Annotated in this window: 11 protein-coding genes and 1 pseudogene; 4 read left to right on the plus strand and 8 right to left on the minus strand. The window is 56.4% G+C overall.

Annotation, left to right across the window (positions count from 1 at the left end; genetic code table 11):
* Positions 1-43: 43 nt before the first annotated feature.
* Both BLU75_RS05145 and ppnN read right to left on the minus strand, forming a co-directional pair.
* A complete protein-coding gene (locus tag BLU75_RS05145; protein WP_084380525.1) occupies positions 44-5,164 on the minus strand; it encodes an NEL-type E3 ubiquitin ligase domain-containing protein in 5,121 nt (1,706 codons plus the stop codon).
* 344 nt (positions 5,165-5,508) lie between these two features.
* A complete protein-coding gene (gene ppnN, locus BLU75_RS05150) occupies positions 5,509-6,882 on the minus strand; it encodes a nucleotide 5'-monophosphate nucleosidase PpnN (protein ID WP_084380523.1) in 1,374 nt (457 codons plus the stop codon).
* Positions 6,883-7,207: 325 nt separating this feature from the next.
* Between ppnN and fabV the strand changes: the two genes are divergently transcribed.
* A complete protein-coding gene (gene fabV / locus BLU75_RS05155) occupies positions 7,208-8,401 on the plus strand; it encodes an enoyl-ACP reductase FabV (protein WP_084380521.1) in 1,194 nt (397 codons plus the stop codon).
* A 91-nt stretch (positions 8,402-8,492) separates the two neighbouring features.
* Here fabV and BLU75_RS05160 read toward each other — a convergent pair whose 3' ends face one another.
* Positions 8,493-9,398 carry a LysR family transcriptional regulator gene (locus BLU75_RS05160; protein ID WP_084380519.1) on the minus strand — a complete coding sequence of 302 codons (906 nt, stop codon included), beginning with the start codon at positions 9,396-9,398 and terminating at the stop codon, positions 8,493-8,495.
* 102 nt (positions 9,399-9,500) lie between these two features.
* Here BLU75_RS05160 and BLU75_RS05165 point away from each other — a divergent pair.
* Positions 9,501-10,671 (plus strand): annotated as a pseudogene (locus tag BLU75_RS05165) (acetylornithine/succinylornithine family transaminase).
* A gap of 48 nt (positions 10,672-10,719) precedes the next feature.
* On the opposite strand, the gene punR reads toward BLU75_RS05165, so the two are convergent.
* Complete coding sequence (gene punR, locus BLU75_RS05170) at positions 10,720-11,643, minus strand: DNA-binding transcriptional activator PunR (protein WP_084380517.1); 924 nt, start codon at positions 11,641-11,643, stop codon at positions 10,720-10,722.
* Positions 11,644-11,765: 122 nt separating this feature from the next.
* Between punR and punC the strand changes: the two genes are divergently transcribed.
* A complete protein-coding gene (gene punC / locus BLU75_RS05175; RefSeq protein ID WP_084380515.1) occupies positions 11,766-12,950 on the plus strand; it encodes a purine nucleoside transporter PunC in 1,185 nt (394 codons plus the stop codon).
* On the opposite strand, the gene BLU75_RS05180 is transcribed toward punC, so the two are convergent.
* Together BLU75_RS05180 and BLU75_RS05185 are read right to left on the minus strand one after the other, a co-directional pair.
* A complete protein-coding gene (locus BLU75_RS05180; RefSeq protein WP_084380513.1) occupies positions 12,947-13,780 on the minus strand; it encodes a nucleoside-binding protein in 834 nt (277 codons plus the stop codon). The genes punC and BLU75_RS05180 overlap by 4 nt on opposite strands.
* 143 nt (positions 13,781-13,923) lie before the next feature.
* A complete protein-coding gene (locus BLU75_RS05185; protein WP_084380511.1) occupies positions 13,924-14,874 on the minus strand; it encodes a LysR family transcriptional regulator in 951 nt (316 codons plus the stop codon).
* A gap of 171 nt (positions 14,875-15,045) precedes the next feature.
* On the opposite strand from BLU75_RS05185, the gene BLU75_RS05190 reads away from it, so the two are divergent.
* A complete protein-coding gene (locus BLU75_RS05190; RefSeq protein WP_084380509.1) occupies positions 15,046-16,557 on the plus strand; it encodes a nucleobase:cation symporter-2 family protein in 1,512 nt (503 codons plus the stop codon).
* A gap of 56 nt (positions 16,558-16,613) precedes the next feature.
* Here BLU75_RS05190 and BLU75_RS05195 read toward each other — a convergent pair whose 3' ends face one another.
* Together BLU75_RS05195 and BLU75_RS05200 are read right to left on the minus strand one after the other, a co-directional pair.
* Positions 16,614-17,561, minus strand: coding sequence for a proline iminopeptidase-family hydrolase (locus BLU75_RS05195; protein ID WP_084380674.1), 948 nt, complete (start codon positions 17,559-17,561; stop codon positions 16,614-16,616).
* 93 nt (positions 17,562-17,654) lie between these two features.
* The gene (locus tag BLU75_RS05200) at positions 17,655-18,419 is read right to left on the minus strand and encodes a LuxR family transcriptional regulator (RefSeq protein WP_090221384.1); all 765 of its coding nucleotides are present in this window, start codon (positions 18,417-18,419) and stop codon (positions 17,655-17,657) included.
* Positions 18,420-18,537: the final 118 nt, after the last annotated feature.

Consider the following 18,537-nt stretch of genomic DNA (forward strand, 5'->3'; position numbering starts at 1 on the left):
CGCCCTCATTATGCGGTTTGGAAAACGCTGTAGGGTTCGAGAATCAAGCTTGGTCTACGCTCGCTCTGGAAGGTTTATCAGTGGGGGGAGAACGGTGTTTTTCGATTTCTTCTGCTGTCAGCCGATGGATCAATCCTTCCCTTGCTTTACGGCGATTTTCTTGAACATTCTTTGTCTGGATGACGTATTCCTGACTGGAAAGCTTCTCGCGCGCCAGGAAGATTCCTTCCAGGCGCTTGTGTAACGGTGAGTCGATTTTCCGGAAACTGTCGGGGTATTTCTTCTCCAGGAACGCCTCCCAGAAGACTAGTTTTTCGAGATGCGCGAGCCTGGCAATCGGGGTGTCCTCCCTTAACACATACTGTTTGGCGCTTTCCAACTGCTCAGGCGTAATGTTTGCCAATTTTTCAAACAGCATGCTGGTAGGGCGGGCAGGTAAGTCTAATTGCTCAGTCAGATGGACCTGGTAGAACATCTGTATCTCCAAGGGATCCACTCGATCAATTCTCGCTTGGAAATCCAAAGGGCTTAACCGCTGAGCCAACAGTAAGGCTATTGGTGTATTTAACCGGTAAGCGATACCCTGCTGTTCCTCAGCCGTCATGTTAACCAAAGGCTCAGGCGCGTAATCCGGGCTCACCGTGTCGATCAGGTTTTGTAATTGCTGCACATACCTTCGCTGGTCTGCATGGATTGCCGCAATACGTGCATCAATAACACCTTGTACATGCGCGTTAAGCAACTCGATACGGTAGAGGCCGCGGGCCAGACTCACCAGCGCTTCGCCAGCGTTGAGTTGCCTTTGAGCCATGAAAATTTTATAGCGAAGTTCCAGATCCGAAAAAATCATCGGAATGCCATCGGCGCAGGTCTCTGGATTAGCCGAAATCTCAAATAACTGGGCTCTTAACTCACTGTGTTCGTACATCGCCTTAAGTACGTTCCAGACCCGTTGACGTAAATACTCTTGCTCGTACCTGAACTGAGATGATGCACTCAAGTCCTCCAGCACGCGAAAAAAATCGGACGACTCTTCAATACGGTTCAAATCACTCCAGATGAACGATTCTTCACGTGTCGGCTTAGCTGTCCAATTGTTAATTCCGTTTATCGGAGGTCGATGTTGCCGCCGCGGCGTGATGCCAAAGCTGATACCGTGCTCACGTCGATAGAGTTCCAGTCTGCGCAGAGAGTCGGCACTTAACGGGTTATCATGCAAATGAGTCACCCGATTGACTGCGATTCTTTCAGGGGAAAAAACGTCTTGCGGGATACGACTGATCGCGTTATTTCGCAGGTCCATTGCCTGCAAATGGGTGAGCGCTTCAACGCCCTCAGGCCATGTCAATAAGCCGGTATTGCGCAAGTAAAGATGTTCCAGGGCAAGCATGCTTCGCACCGAAATGCGTCGTCCTAATTCATTATCATTTAAATTGAGTGATTTAAGTCTTCTAAGCCCAGAGAGTACCGTGATGGCGCGATCATTTAAGGTGATTTGATTGCCTTGTAAGTTGAGATCGGTTAATTCGATCATATTTTTAATGGCGAGCGGGAACTCAGTCAGATGATTATTTTTTAGAGATAAAATCCGTAGATTGGAAAATTGTTCAAGAAAAATCGGAGGAAAATTAGCGTTGGGCGAATGGCTCAAAAAAAGCCCGCTAACATGGCCAAAATCAGCAGACAGTTCTGGCAAGCAATCAACCGGCCAGGCTCTTAGGTCCAGAATGTAGCCTGTATGGTCACCTATACGAACACGTTCAGTTTGTCTGCGCCATACCTGGATCAACGCTTGACTGATGTCCCGTTTATCCCGGCTTGACACCTCTCGGCGAGGTCCATTGCGCGGTTCTGTCCACACGGACGACGCTGCCCATCGAGCGAGGTCGTGACGTAAGGTGTCGAGCTCAGCCTTGAGTCTAGACAAGGCTCGAGTGGTCAATTGGGTTGAAAGTTGTAGTCGATAAAGAAACTGTCCGGCCTGCTCCTCGCTCATTAGAGGATAAAGTTCCCTGATGAGATCCTTGAGCAACGGAGTCCTGCTCTCATCAATAACATGGCCCGAACGCCCACCCAATGTATATCCTCGACGCCCCGAGGCTAAGCGCATGGGAGGGACAAACCAAGGCTTTATGGGCTGCATTCCCAATAAGGTGGCACTGTGTGACCGGTCGTGAGCCACTTGATCTGCAATTTTACGAGTCAACGCCACTGCAGAGTCAGTGTCTGTCAGGCCAAGTGTGGCTCGCTCGGCAGGCAGTAAAGCATTGAACACACAATGGATAAGGTCAGGGCTGCTGTAGATTTCCCCTGTACTCGGTGCAACGTATTCGTACAGGCTGCCATGTTTATAAAACTCGCGATTGAGTGGCGCGGACTCACCGCCCACGGTGCTGAGCACTTCAGCAGTATGTTTATCCCGCAGTACCGCTCCAAGATTGCTTGGCCAGCCGGGCAAGTGAAGCATGCTGTTCCACGCGATACGTTGACTGTCCGCGTTGCTTAAACCCTCGAAATAGAGCCCCGTCAGTGCTCTGTTAAGGCGTAGTTCCCGTGCATAGATCCGCGCTTCTTCAAGCACATGCAATGGAAGACGGCCGGACGCGTGCAGTGCAATCTGCTCTGTGGCGTTCAGGTTGTCCAATAACTCTGTCATCACATTAGCGGGCAAGCCCGGGAACTGACGGTGCAGCACCTGCATCTCTGCAGTCACTTTTTCATCAGCCTTATACAACCTGTCGAGCAGTGCAAGCTTGTTCGCCTGGGCGTGTCTTCCCAGCTTGCGCGACAGCGCGGTTATCTGCGTATCAAGATGGTCGAATGCGGGGCCCAGTAATCTATCGATTTGTGCGGACGACAAACTTTCCAGGGTGAATTTAAGTACGTCGCCATTTTTGATTTGCCTCTCAACGATTTGTATGCGTGGGTGAGTCGGCAACAGGTCGTTCCCGAACTCCTTAAGTGTGCTTCCTTGCGCATCTACCACCCGCAATACGCTATTTAGCGGCCAGCCATCCAGTCCGGTAAGTAACTCCAACTGCAATGCTGAAAACTCTGCGCCGCCACTATTACCCTGTTGCATCAACGCGATGAAACGCTCAATTTTTTCACTCAGGCGTACACGCTTAATATTGTCGAGCAATATAGGCGGAGGGGCTAGGTTATCCATGTGTATTTTGTGCAGTACGTCGTCATTGACATTGCAGGCCTTCAAAAGGTACTCAATGGCAGTATCCGATACTTCCTCGGCCTCTGGACCCAGACGCCGAAACAACTTTGTCCGCGACCATTGTTGCGGGGTTTCGCCTTCATGCAACCAGGCGCCGCTCAGGTTATGCGTGAGTCTGGGTGTGTAGGCAAGTGGGTCGTGAGGATGGCGGATAAAATAGTGCTGCGTCTGTGTATCGGTACCCACTTCATAAACCTTATCTTCCAGTTTGATAAACTGTTTGCTGTCTTTGCTATAGATGCCTTGCGCATCAGGCAGAAGACCTGACAATGAAATGTCTGCCGATTCGTAGGGTTTCAAGTCGGGCCGCCACAATCGCTTTTGGCCGTTAACAGATTTAACGGGCATCAATGTTTCTACTACGGGGGCTGGCTTAAGGGCGCGTAATGCGCCGCTGGTGATCGCGGCCGAAGCAATGTTTTCCGCAACATCAAAGATGTGCTTTACAGCCTCGACGCGATCATTGTGCTGCCAAGCGCTAATACCTTCATAAATATCCACGCCGAGTTGAAGAACACTGCTTGCCAGCATGATCTCCCCCAGTACCGGTACGAAGCCCAGGGCCAGCGTCAGGGCACTGAGTCCGACATTCAAATAAGTTGCTTGTCTCTCCAATCGGCTTTTAGAGTCCTCGTCCTCCGTGGGAACAACCAGCAATCTGGCATCGTCTCTGATTTTTGCCCATTGTAATTGCCAAGTCACCATGAAGGGATCGTCTTGATGAGACAAATGATGAAGGTCATTGATTGAAATGTATGAATTTGAAATGGGGATTCGTCGAAGGAATAGAGATGCTTGCGAGTTTTTGACCGTGTCCACGCGTTGGATGAACTCGCTACGGTGACGGAGAGGAATCAGCGGGTAAAAATAGTTTGCGAATGCAGGGTCTTTCAACCACCTGGACAGTGTTGCCGTTAAGATTAAAAATGAGTTGAATGTATGAAACGCTTTATCCGGACTGTTGGGTAGATAGAGCACACATGTTTGTTGTTGCATGACGGGTTTGCTTTCGGGCCAGAAAATCAGGATGCCCGGTACCACAAAATCCGTGATTTTAAGCGTGCTGCAGGTTGGGCTGGTCCGCGACAGTGCTGGAGGCGTAGTGTTGAGTAGCGACTTTATGAATTCATAATGAGGCATCGGCAGTTCATTTTTCATGAAGGATAGATGCAGTGCGGACGTAAATTCATGGCGAAGGTTCTGACTGAATATTACTTTGCGTCTGTAAGCTGTGGAGTGAATATCATGGGCTGGCAGCCCGTCATCAGTCGGTTCAAAAACAGTCTGCAGATGCCGCTGATACTGCGCTCCCAAGTTCAAGTCTCGGCAGATAAGGGCGAAGTGTTCAGGTTTTAACGTGTGTTGAACAACTTCCCGATTATCGTTGACCGAGTAGATAGCCGATCCCGCATCGAGGCCACCTGGGACAGCTTCGAAGGCTTCAAAATTTTGTAATGCGGCTTGAAGCAGGCTGTGTCGACTGATGCTGGAGATCAAATTCAATTCCAGTGTTTCGGGCAAAAGGAATTCAGGTTGAGTCAACTTAATGAGCGTGTCCGCCAGTTTGAGTTGCTGATTTGCAACAAAAATAGTCAGATTGTTTAAAAGGCGGACCTGTTTGAAACCGTAGTTTCGTGGATTGATACCTGTCCAGCCTCTGGCGGTCAGCGCCGTTTTTAATAGCGGCTCGGCGAACTGTTCAATCGATTGAACCTGCGCCAGGATGTCTGTCACCTCCCGTTGGGTTTCTACAGCTGCTTCAAAACTGGCGCGTAAAGCTGCTCGTACGGTAGGCGTGGCATTTTTAAACCAGAGGGGGAGCTGATCAGCAATAAACGATGCGTGTCTGTTTTCGGCCGATGTATTGGCCAATTGTTCGGCACGGGCAATAGCCGCGCCTGATTCGGATGATTTGGGTTTGAGGGACGTTGTCATTGCGGTCGTTCGTTTGGGGTAGGTGCCCAAATCATAACGAGCGGGGAAGGCTGTAACAGGCTAACTATTTAATGTAAGAATAGTGTGTGGAACTAAAAATATTCGCTGGATATCCAGGGTCGTCGGGCAAATAGTTTATGTCGTTTTTTTGTTCCTAATAATCTCATTTCCTTGAGCAACACTGCTTCCAGTGGTTTCGTGCCCAGTTCCTTATATCCCTCCGCCTTGATGTTTTGATTCTCCTCCGTCGGTCTGCGTGTACGCACTGATAACAAGTCTGCAATAGCCCCCCAACTCCACGACTGCAACCGGGCTGCTAAGCCCGGGTTCCAGCCGTTTCCTGGTCACTGCACGACGCGATAGCACGGCACATAGGCTGCGCCACCCGGCAACTTCATCCGGTGCTGCGCCACAAACGCCTTCAGCAGTTCGTCCAGTGGCTTCATGATGCTCGGGTCGCCATTGATCTCATATGGCCCTTTCTGTTCGATCAACCGAATGCCCTTGTCCTTGACGTTACCCGCCACGATCCCCGAGAACGCCCGGCGTAGGTTGGCCGCCAGTTCGTGAGGGGGCAGGTCGTGGCTCAGTTGCAGGCCGGCCATGTTTTCGTGAGTCGGATCGAACGGCCGCTGGAAACCTTCATCGATCTTGAGCAACCAGTTGAAATGGAATGCGTCGTTGCGCTCGCGGCGAAACTGTTTGACGGTTTTCAAGCCGGCAGTCATTTGACGGGCGACTTCAGCCGGGTCATCGATAATGATCTGATAGTGGGCTTGCGCCTCTTCACCCAAGGTTGCGCCGACAAACGCGTGCAGCTGTTGCAGATACGGCGCGGCTTGTTGCGGCCCGGTGAGGATGACCGGAAAGGGCACGTCCCGGTTATCCGGATGCATCAGGATGCCCAGCAGGTACAGGAACTCTTCGGCCGTGCCGGCGCCGCCCGGGAAGATAATGATGCCGTGGCCAACACGTACGAAGGCTTCCAGGCGTTTTTCGATGTCTGGCAGGATCACCAGTTCGTTGACGATCGGATTGGGCGCTTCGGCGGCGATGATGCCCGGCTCGGTCAGACCCAGGTAGCGCCCGCCGGTGATCCGTTGCTTGGCGTGGGAAATGGTCGCGCCCTTCATCGGGCCTTTCATCACCCCGGGACCGCAACCGGTGCAGACGTCGAGGCTGCGCAGGCCCAGTTCGTGGCCGACTTTCTTGGTGTATTTGTATTCTTCGGTATTGATCGAGTGCCCGCCCCAGCACACCACGATTTTCGGCTCGACGCCCGGGCGCAGGGTGCGGGCATTGCGCAGCAGGTGGAACACGTAGTCAGTGATGCCTTGGGAGTTGCTCAGGTCGATACGCTGGCTGTCCAGTTCGTTTTCGGTATAGACAATGTCGCGCAGAGCGCTGAACAGCATCTCGCGGGTGCTGGCGATCATTTCCCCATCCACGAATGCGTCGGCGGGTGCGTTCAACAGTTCCAGGCGTACGCCGCGATCCTGCTGGTGGATCCGCACTTCGAAGTCTTTGTAGGCATCGAGGATGGTCTTGGCGTTATCGATATGCGCGCCGGTGTTGAGGATGGCCAGGGCGCACTGGCGGAACAGGGTGTAAATGCTGCCGGTTCCGGCTTCGCTGAGCTGCTGGACTTCACGTTGAGACAGCGTTTCGAGACTGCCTTTAGGGCTGACGGAGGCGTTGATGACGTGTCGTTGTGGCATTCTGGTTCCCTGAAAGCGCAACCACCGGACCGCGTGCGGCCAGTGGCTTGAGGATGAGAAGCGCCGAATACGGTCGCATTGGCTGGCATTTTCTCCGGCTCGCGGGCCGGACGCAAATACAGTCGCGTCTCATCATGCCGCAGAATCTGCCGGATTCGCGCCAGCAACGAAAAAATAGAGCGTTTGCCCCGTGTGGATTGGATTTTGAGAACAGAAGAATTGCGACTATCGTGACGCTTCGGTTTTTCGGACGTCATAGACCAGTACGATTGACGCTGTAATGGCCACCATTGGCCTTCGGCACCTTGGAAGAGGCAGAAATTTTATGATCATCAAACCGCGGGTTCGTGGCTTTATCTGTGTGACCGCTCATCCTGTTGGCTGTGAAGCGAACGTCAAAGAGCAGATCGACTACGTGACCGAACACGGCGCCATCACCGACGGCCCGAAGAAAGTTCTGGTCCTCGGCGCGTCCACCGGATATGGCCTGGCTGCGCGCATCAGCGCCGCTTTCGGCTGCGGCGCAGACACCCTTGGCGTGTTTTTTGAGAAAGAAGGCGAAGAAGGCAAGCTCAGCTCTGCCGGCTGGTACAACAGCGCCGCCTTCCACAAATTCGCCGCGCAAAAAGGCCTGTACGCCAAGAGCATCAATGGCGATGCGTTCTCCGACGAGATCAAGCGCCTGACCATCGAAACCATCAAAAAAGACTTGGGCAAGATCGACCTGGTGGTCTACAGCCTGGCCGCTCCGCGCCGTACCGATCCGCAAGGCGTGGTACATAACTCCACCCTCAAGCCAATCGGCAAGGCCGTGACCCTGCGTGGGATCAATACCGACAAAGGGGTTGTAGTCGACACGACGTTGGAGCCGGCAACCCAGGAAGAAATCGACGGTACCGTCAAAGTGATGGGTGGCGAAGACTGGCAGCTGTGGATCGACGCGCTGCGTGATGCCGATGTACTGGCCGAAGGCGCCAAGACCACCGCGTTCACTTACCTGGGCGAAAAACTGACCCAGGACATCTACTGGAACGGTTCTATTGGCGAGGCCAAGAAGGATCTGGACAAGAAAGTCCTGACCCTGCGCGACAACCTGGCCGCCCTGAAAGGCGACGCTCGCGTATCGGTGCTCAAGGCCGTGGTCACCCAGGCCAGCTCGGCGATCCCGATCATGCCGCTGTACCTGTCGTTGCTGTTCAAGGTGATGAAAGAGCAGGGTACTCACGAAGGGTGCATCGAACAGGTCTACGGCTTGTTCAAGGACAGCTTGTACGGCAGCGAGCCGAAGCTGGACGCTGACGGCCGCCTGCGCGCCGATCTCAAGGAACTGGAGCCGAAAGTCCAGGACGCCGTGGCCGCGTTGTGGAATCAGGTGACTGACGACAACGTCAACGAGATCAGCGACTTTGCCGGCTACAAGGCCGAGTTCCTGCGTCTGTTCGGTTTCGAGATCGATGGCGTGGATTATGACGCCGACGTCAATCCGACCGTGAAGATCGAAGGCCTGGTTCAGGCTTAAGCGATTTGCCCTACAAAAAGCAGCCTTTGGGCTAATGCCAGTCAGTTGAGCCAACTCCCACAGGTTCCGCTGCTTGACTGATCGGCATGGCCTAACGCGCCCATTGCTCCATCGCGAAATCGACGAAGGCCCGCAGTTTGGGCAATCGGTAGCGGTCTGGGGCGTATAGCAAGTGCATCGGTCGGTAAGGTGGTTGATAGTCGGGCAGCAAGGCCACCAGCTTGCCGGCCAGCAAATCCTGACCCACCAGTGCATCGGGCAACATGACAATGCCCATGCCTTCAACGGCTGCGCGTTGCAGGGCTTGGGAACTGTTGATGGTCATCGGGCCGCTGACGGCAATCTCGACGACACCTTCGGGACCTTGCAGCCGCCATTGTTTGTCGGCATGGCGCCAGTCATCGTTCGAGGGGTAGGCAAACGCAAGGCAGTCGTGTTGCTGCAAATCAGCAGGTTTTTGTGGCGTACCCCGGCGTGCGAGGTACTGCGGTGCGGCGCACAGGGTCATGGTGTAGTCCTGCAACGATCGCGCGATCAGGCTGGACGGCTGCGATTCACCGAGACGGATCGCCGCGTCGAAACCGCTGTCGATCAGGTCCATCGATTGGTCGCTCAGCACCACATACAATTTGATCTGTGGGTAGCGACGGGAAAACTCACTCAGCGCGGGAGCCAGCCGTTCGGCGCCAAACGCCGGCGGTGCGGTGATGCGCAACAACCCCTTGGGCGCCTCACTGTGGATCTGCTCGGCCAGTCGCTCTGAATCGGCCACCAACCCTAGCACCTCCAGACAGCGCTGGTAGTAGAGGCCGCCGAATTCGGTCAGGCTTTGTTTACGGGTCGTACGCTTGAGCAGGCTTACACCCAGGCGCTGCTCCAGCGCCCGGAGGTGGTTGCCGACCATTGTGGTGGACATGCCGCAGGCGTTGGCGGCCGCTGTCATGCTGCCGGCTTCTACCAGTTTCACGTAGACGGTCATTGCCTGGAACACATCCATTATCAAGCCCTGGTTTAAAGTCATTGCAGTTTGGCGCAGTTTATCCAGCTCAGGTGGTTAACGATACTGAGCCATCATTACGATGCACTGGAGCCTGACACCATGACCGCCGCCTGTTTGATGAGTACTTATCAACCTTTGCCCCTGAGCTTCGCCCGGGGCCTGGGCACGCGTCTGTGGGACCAGCAGGGTCGGGAGTACCTGGATGCGGTGGCCGGTGTTGCCGTGACCAATGTCGGTCACTCCCACCCAAGGTTGGTATCGGCCATCAGCGAACAGGCCGGATTGCTGTTACATACCTCCAACTTGTACGGTATCGATTGGCAGCAGCGGCTGGCCAGGCGACTGACCGAGTTGTCGGGCCTGGATCAGGCCTTCTTCAACAATTCCGGCGCCGAAGCCAACGAAACGGCATTGAAACTGGCGCGTCTGCATGGCTGGAAAAAAGGTATCGAACAGCCCTTGGTGGTGGTGATGGAAAACGCCTTTCATGGCCGCACCCTCGGCACCATGGCTGCCAGCGACGGACCGTCGGTGCGGCTGGGGTTCCAGCGCTTGCCGGGGGATTTTATCAAGATCGGCTTTGGTGATCTGGCGGCGCTGGAGGCGATCACCGTGCAATTCGGCACGCGCATCGCGGCGGTGCTGCTGGAGCCGATCCAGGGCGAAAGTGGTGTGCAACTGGCGCCACCCGGTTATCTGCGGGTTTTGCGCGATCACTGCACGCGTCACGGTTGGTTGCTGATGCTCGATGAAATCCAGACCGGGATCGGTCGCACCGGCACCTGGTTCGCCTTCCAGCATGAAGGCATCGTCCCGGACGTGATGACCTTGGCCAAAGGCCTGGGCAACGGAATCCCGATCGGCGCCTGCCTGGCCCGCGCGGCCGTGGCCCGCTTGTTTACTCCCGGCAGTCACGGCAGCACCTTCGGCGGCAATCCACTGGCGTGCCGTGTAGGGTGTACGGTGCTGGATATCATCGACGAACAAGGCCTGCTGGAGAATGCGGCCAGCCAAGGGGAGCGGTTGCTGGCGCGATTACGCGTGGAGCTGAGCGAACATGCCCAAGTACTGGCGATCCGGGGGGCAGGGCTTGATGATCGGGATTGAGTTGGTCGCGCCCCAGCGGGATTTGGCGGTGCGGGCCGCGCGTGAGCAGGGTTTGCTGATCAACGTCACGCGGGGCAAGGTGATTCGCCTGCTGCCGCCGTTGACGATTGATACCAAGGAAGTGGAAATGATTGTGCGGGGGATTGCCCGGTTGCTGGACTGAACGCCTTCCTTTCTTGCGTCCTATCTCGTCGGGATGGGCCGGTCGGCTCTACGCCGGGGCGCCGGGCAGGCCATTCAGCCACTCTTGGTTCATGGTCTCGGTATCGCCCAGGTATTCCAGCAGCCAGGTCATGGCCGGGGACAGCTTATTCTGTGCCCAGGCCACGCAAGACGGGCTGGCGGGGAAGGGCCGGGACAGTTGCAGCGACACCAGCTCACCGCTCTCGATCAGCGTCTGCACCCGATGCGCCGGCACCATGCCGACGCACAGTCCGTCGCACAGACAGTCCATCGCCGACGCCCAATTGGGCACGACCAGGCGCCGCTGGTTATCCAGCGTCCAGGTGTCGCGCTTGGGCAGGTTGCGCGAGGTGTCGGTCATGCACAGCGACGCAAAGGGTCGCAATTGATCATCGTTGAGCAAGCCCTCCACCTGTGCCAGCGGATGTCGGGCGCTGACCACGCACACCCAGTTCAACAAGCCCATGTCGCGAAAGGCGAAGTGGCTGGCCACCGGCACGGCACTGGTAGCGCCGATCACGATATCGGTGCGTTCATCCGCCAGGGCATCCCACACGCCGTTGTACACCTCGTACTCGAGCAGCAACTCGACGTCCGGAAACTGCCGATAGAAATCCAGCACCAGCTGTCGGCAGCGCTGTTGTTTGACGATGGAGTCCACGGCGACTTTCAATTGGCCGCTCCAGCCGTTGGCGAGCTGCTGGCACAGCCTGCGGGTGCCGAGCATTTTTTTCATCACGCCACGTGCTTCGTCGACAAACAGCTTGCCGGCGGGCGTCAGTTCCACATCGCGATGCCGACGTACAAACAGCGGGACAGCCAGCCACTCTTCCAACTGACGCACGGTGTAACTGACAGCTGACGGCACGCGATGCAACTCCTGGGCGGCGGCGCTGAAGCTGCCGTGGCGTGCGACGGCATCGATGACATCTAGGGAGTATTCGGACCACATAGCGTCAGCCTTCAAAAATATTGATAAGAGTGTCCAATTATTATCGCTTCACATGAGATTTGTCAGCTTCATAATGGGCGCCAGGCAGCAAAGTGTTTGATGTCAGTACTTGAAAGGCTTCAATGAAAAACTCTTTTGGTTTCACGTGGTATCTGGCGGGGTTGAGCATGCTCGGCTATCTCGCCATGGACATGTACTTGCCGGCGTTCGGCGCCATGGGCGAGCAGTTGCAGATTTCAGCAGGCGCGGTGGGCGCCAGCTTGAGTGTGTTCCTCGCGGGTTTCGCTGTCGGGCAATTGTTGTGGGGACCGTTGTCTGACCGCCTGGGTCGCAAGCCGATCCTGCTCGCCGGTTTGAGCCTGTTTGTGCTCGGGTGCCTGGGAATGTTCTGGGTCGAGAGCACTGCGCAGCTTCTGGCGTTGCGCTTTGTGCAGGCGATCGGTGTGTGCAGTGCCGCTGTCAGTTGGCAGGCGCTGGTGATCGATCGTTATCCGGCCGACCAGGCTCATCGGGTGTTCGCCGGCATTATGCCGCTGATGTCATTGTCACCGGCGCTGGCGCCACTGTTGGGGGCGATGGTCTTGAATCATTGGGGCTGGCAAGCGATTTTCGCGATGTTGTTGGGCGTATCGCTCCTGCTGCTGTTGCCGACGCTGTTCCTGAAGTCCACGCCGAAACGCCTGACCGCCAATGGCGAAAAGTCCAAGCTCGGCTACGGACAATTACTCACGTCGCGGCTGTTCACCGGCAACGTCATGATATTTGCCGCGTGTTCCGCCAGCTTCTTCGCCTGGCTGACGGCGTCGCCTTTCATCCTCGGAGACATGGGTTACAGCCCGAATGACATCGGGCTGAGTTATGTGTTGCCGACGTTGGCGTTTCTGGTCGGTGGCTACAGTTGCCGTAGCGCCTTGCAACGATTTCAGGGCAAGGTCCTATTGCCTTGGTTACTGGTGGCGTACTGCATCAGCATGGTGGGGTTGTACCTGGTGGCGACTTTGACGGTGCCGACGCTGACCACTTTGCTGATTCCGTTCTGCCTGATGGCCTTGGTCAATGGCGCCAGCTATCCGATTGTGGTGGCGAATGCGCTGATGCCATTTTCGGAAAATTCCGGCAAGGCCGCGGCACTGCAGAACACCCTGCAACTGGGGTTGTGCTTTGTCAGCAGCTTGCTGGTGTCATCGATGATCGACCAGCCGTTGCGGATCACCGTGATCGTGATGCTGGCAACCGCGCCTTTGGCGGTGCTGGGGTATTGGTTGGCGCGGCCCAAGCTCGACAAGTCGAGACTGGCAACTGCTTAAAACGTCAGTTCCATGTTCACGGTGGGCGTTGAGGTGCGGCTGCCACGGCCGCCATCCACGCCGAACTTGTTGTGCCAGTACTCGTAACCCACACCGAGATACAGGTTGGGCTTGACGCTTGTTCCGGGGCGCACGGCGACCAGCAGCGCAGTACGCATCAAGGTTTCCGGAGCAGTATCACGGGCATTGAAGTCGTGGCCCTTGTCCCCGACGTGGTTGATGAACCCCTGGAACTTCGCGGCATGGTTGCCGATCTCGAACGGTCGCATCCACGTCAAGTTGAGCATGTAGGTGTCATCGAAGGTGTGGTTTGGATCTTTTGCTCCGGGAATGCCGGAATGGTTTTTTTCCTTGTAGTACATCAGGCTCAAATCCAGCACCCCGGCGGTATTGAATTTCAAGGTCGGGCCGATCACCACCGCACGCTTTTTCGCAGACGCCAGATTGTTGTTGCGGTTGGCGTCGAAACCCAGGGTCAAGGCGTAGTCCTTGATCAAGCCGGTGCCCAACGGTTTGTCGAACACCCGCGATGCATACAACTGATGCCGGTAGACGGCATAGACTTCGCTGCCGCCCTGATCGGTGCCTTTGCGTGGGTCGCGGCTGTCGGACAGGAACACGTCGAGGTTGAGAAAGTTGCTGCCGTACTGGTAGCCGCTGGCATGGGTGAAGCTGTAGATGCGTTTGCTGAAGGCGTTGGGGTTGTTCGGATTGGTGAACTGCTGGCCGTAGCGAAATCCCAAGCTGTTGTTCATCCATTCCACCGCGACAGCCTCCCCGCCGCCGAGAAGTGTGAGGAATACGGTTGCGCCGTGCAGTGCCTTTTTCATTGTTTTAGTTCCTTTGGCGTTTGGCTCATGACGGCCATGCAAGCACCGCCGGGCGCAGTATCGACACAGTCAGGCGGGCGCTCAAAGAACAGAATATCGACTGGGCCGCTGCCGAAATGGCAGCACTGAAGCAGGCTTTAAAGTCAGGAAATGCGCGGCGTCCGCGGCTGTTCTTCACGTTCGCGCAGGGCGATTTCTTCGCCGATCAAGTGAGCCATTGACCTCACCGCTGTAGGCAAATCCCGTCCCTTGCGAGCATACAAACCCAGGTCGCTGAATATCCCGCCCTGGTCATTCAACGGAATATGCAGCAACTCAGCCCTGGCCAGATCAGCTTCCACGCCTATCCGCGTCTGGAACGCGACGCCCAGTTGCTGGCGTACAAGCTGGCGTGCCAGCTCCATCGAATTGCTTTGCAGCAAGGGTTTATGGGCGACTGCCGCGTGTTTGTGCAGCGGGGCGACCAAGTGATGGATCGATAACTCACTGTTGGCCTGAATCACCCCGTGCTCGGCGCAGGCGGCATAGCTGATACTGGTGTGTGAGGCCAGCGGATGTCCGGGCGCGACCAAGGCTCCGAGACGAAAATGACCGGCGCACAACAAGCTGGTTTCCGCACTGCGGGGCAGGGCAAACGCCAACCCGAGGTCTGCCTGGCCGTTGATCACCGCTGCCGGAATCGATTGCGAACCTTGCACCGTCACGCCGACGGTCACCGCAGGGTAACGCAGGCGCATTCGCTTGAGGACCGCAGGCAGTAACGCCACGGCTGCGCCCTCCACCGTGGCGATCTCCACGTGACCGGTTTGCACGTCGTGCAAACCTTCTAGCTCAGCGCGTATCCGCTCCACATCCTGCAACACCAGCATGACGTGGCGGGTCAGGATCTCGCCGGCCGCCGTCAAGCGCAACCCGCGGGGCAGTCGTTCGAACAGGGCTGCGCCGACTTCGTCTTCCAGTTTGAGAATCTGCCGGTTCACTGCCGATGAGGCGACATTCAGCCGGCGCGCCGCTTCACGGATCGAATGACAGCGACGGACCATGTCGAAGTAGCAGATGGCGGGGGAATGGATACGGAGCGTGGGGTTGAGCATTTTTTTCAGATCCTGGAGGGCACTGCTTCAAGCCACGGGGCACGGCGGCTGAATGGATTTTTGTAACCTCAATGCAGGGTATCTTGTGGACTTGATTGTATACAACTCTATGGACATCCAATCTTTCTATTGCATACAGTGAGCGCACAACAAAAACAGAGACCCCTCACAATGACTATTCCGAAGACGTCACCGCAACGGCCAGAAGATGAGAATCTCGGCATCGCTGCCAACATGGCTTACGGCCTACAGCATGTGCTTACCATGTACGGTGGCATCGTGGCCGTGCCGTTGATCGTCGGTCAGGCAGCGGGTTTGTCACCCGCAGACATTGGCCTGTTGATCGCTGCTTCGTTGTTCGCCGGTGGCTTGGCGACGTTGCTGCAAACCCTGGGGCTGCCGTTTTTTGGCTGCCAGTTGCCTTTGGTGCAAGGCGTGTCTTTCTCCGGTGTGGCGACGATGGTGGCGATTGTCGGCAGCGAGGGGGCGGGCGGTATACCGGCGATCCTCGGGGCGGTGATAGCCGCATCGCTCATCGGTTTGTTGATCACTCCGGTGTTTTCACGCATTACCAAGTTTTTCCCGCCTTTGGTGACCGGGATTGTGATCACCACCATCGGCTTGACGCTGATGCCCGTCGCCGCACGTTGGGCCATGGGCGGCAACAGTCGTGCCGAGGATTTCGGCAGCATGTCGAACATCGGCCTGGCGGCGATTACCCTGGTACTGGTGCTGCTGCTGAGCAAGATCGGCAGTGCAACCCTCTCGCGGCTGTCGATCCTGCTGGCGATGGTGATCGGTACGCTGATCGCGGTGTTCCTCGGCATGGCTGACTTTTCCAGCGTGACTCAAGGACCCATGTTTGGCTTTCCCACACCGTTCCATTTCGGCATGCCGACCTTCCATGTGGCCGCAATCATCTCCATGTGCATCGTGGTGATGGTGACCTTGGTGGAGACCTCGGCGGACATCCTGGCGGTGGGCGAAATCATCGACACCAAGGTCGACTCCAAGCGCCTGGGTAATGGCCTGCGCGCGGATATGCTGTCGAGCATGTTGGCGCCGATCTTCGGCTCGTTTACCCAAAGTGCGTTTGCCCAGAACGTTGGCCTAGTGGCGGTCACCGGGGTCAAGAGCCGCTACGTGGTCGCCACCGGTGGCCTGTTCCTGGTGATCCTTGGCCTGCTGCCCTTCATGGGCCGGGTGATTGCGGCAGTACCGACTTCGGTGCTGGGCGGCGCCGGGATCGTGCTGTTCGGGACCGTCGCCGCCAGTGGCATCCGCACCTTGTCCAAGGTCGACTACCGTAACAACATGAACCTGGTCATCGTGGCCACCTCCATCGGTTTCGGCATGATCCCGATCGCCGCGCCGAGCTTCTATGACCAGTTCCCTGGCTGGTTCGCCACGATCTTTCACTCGGGGATCAGTTCGTCAGCGATCATGGCGATCCTGTTGAACCTGGCGTTCAACCATTTCACGGCGGGTAATTCCGATCAACAGTCGGTGTTCGTCGCCGGTACTGAACGCAGGCTGTGCTTTCAGGATATAGCAGCACTGCGGGATGGGGATTACTTCCGGGCCGGCAAGCTGTTTGATGCCGAAGGCACGGAAATTCCGGTAGTGGCCGAGGCGCCGGCAAGGGCGCCGGTTACGGGCAGGACCGAGACCAGCGAGGTATAGGAAAAAACCGGAATATGACCTGTAGCAGCTGTCGAACAGCCAGCTGCCACGGGTATTCAGGCCAGGATGCGTGTGTCTTGGTCTGTGTGGTTGTTAGCGCTTGAGCAGGCCTCATCCAGGAACTTCACTACCGTCCCCATGCATGCTTGGCGTTCTTCAACGTGGGGCATGTGGCTGGAGTCTTCGAACAACGCCCAGCGCACGTCACCGATCTCATCCAGGAACGGCTTGACCACCAGCGGTGTGGCTTCGTCATGGCGACCGGAAATCACCAGGGTCGGCACATTGATTTTCGACAGCCGGCCAATACTCTTCCAGTCCTTCAGGCTGCCAATCACATGGAACTCGGTCGGGCCGCTCATGGCGTGATACACCGTCGGGTCTGAGTCCACCTGGGCGAAGGTGCGCGCCACTTCTTCCGGCCAAGGGTTGACCCGACACACGTGCTGATCATAGAAAACCCGCGAGGCGGCGAGGTATTCCGGATCCTGATAGGTGCCGGCCTGTTCATGCTTGAGCAGGGTTTCATGCACGCCTTCAGGCAACAGCTTGCGCAAGCGATTGGCTTCGGCGACCCAGGTGCGCATGCAGGTCGGCGAGTTGGCCGGGATAAATGCGCGCAGGCCTTTGGGTTGGCGCATCGCGTGCTCGCTGCCGAGCATGCCGCCCCAGGACTGTCCGAGAATCGCGTAGTTAGTGCTGATTTGCAGGTGATCCAGCAGGTTGTCCAGTTCTTCCAGGAACAGGTCAACCGTCCAGAACGAAGGATCTGCGTCCGGCAGGTGCGTTGAGCGGCCATTGCCCAATTGATCATAATGAATGACCGCATGTCCGCTCGCGGCGACGTCCTTGAAGGCGTCCACGTAGTCATGGGTGCAACCCGGACCACCATGGAGAATCACCAACGGTGTCTTGCCGCTACCCAGGTTGCCGGTCACGCGGTACCAGGTCTGGTAGTTGCGAAAGGCCGCAAAACCTTCGTGGATCTGTTCGATGAATTCCATTTCCTGCCCTGCCATGAAAAAATTGGTCAGGTACACGATAATCGGCATGAAAAATTTAAGTAACTAGCAAAACAGCTAGGTTTTTCCTTCGAATCAGTCGTCAAGCAGGCGGTAATGGCTGGCCCTGACGACCGCCTGCACACGGTTTTTCGCCCCCAGTTTGCGCATGGCCGAGGCCAGGTGCAGGGTGACAACGGCCAGTGAGCGGTTCAGTTGTTCGGCGATTTCTCCTGCGGTCAGACCCTCGGTAGCCCATTTCAAACATTCACGCTCGCGTTTGGTCAGGCGAATATGCGGGTAGGAGCGTAGCTCTTTACTGAATAACGGGTAGGCCACTTCCTGCAGTGCGTGGGTAATCAGGCTGAAATCGCCCAGCGTCTGGCGAGCATCTTGCAGTACTTTGTGGGCCTTGCCTGTGCGCAGCCCGGTCAGTGAGGCAAAACCACCCTTGGGCAAGTGAATGGGGACGCTGACGCCGCACGTCATTTGCTGGTCGTGCAGGTAGATGGAGACCGGGGCGTGATGACGCTTGATGATCTTTTGCAGTGCCGTGTCGGCCTTGCTTTCGTAGGACCAGACAAACGGTGACACCGTGTCGAGGGCCAGGTGCTGCACCGGATCAATCTGGTAAAACCCCGCGCTGCACCATAATGAGTGCCAATCGTCAGGGGTATTGCGCAGTTGCAGCACCGAGGGGGTGATCAGCGAGCCGTCATGATCGATCGGTACTGGCGAATAGTCATACACCAAGGCATCAAAACCCAGTCGCTGGGCTAACACCAGGGCGTTATCCATCTGCTCGTCCAGGCTCCTGCCGGGCGTGAGATAGCCGTTAAGTGCAGATAATTTGGCCAGCATCCTTTCTGCTCCCGAATTTATTTGAATCTCGATTTACCGCAAGTAGAATGCCACGCCACGGCGAAGGACTGCCAGACCAAACCTATAAGAATTGCTAGGTTATGGACGCGCGGCATCC

Origin of the sequence: Pseudomonas mucidolens (assembly GCF_900106045.1) — a bacterium.
Classification (GTDB): Bacteria; Pseudomonadota; Gammaproteobacteria; order Pseudomonadales; family Pseudomonadaceae; genus Aquipseudomonas; species Aquipseudomonas mucidolens.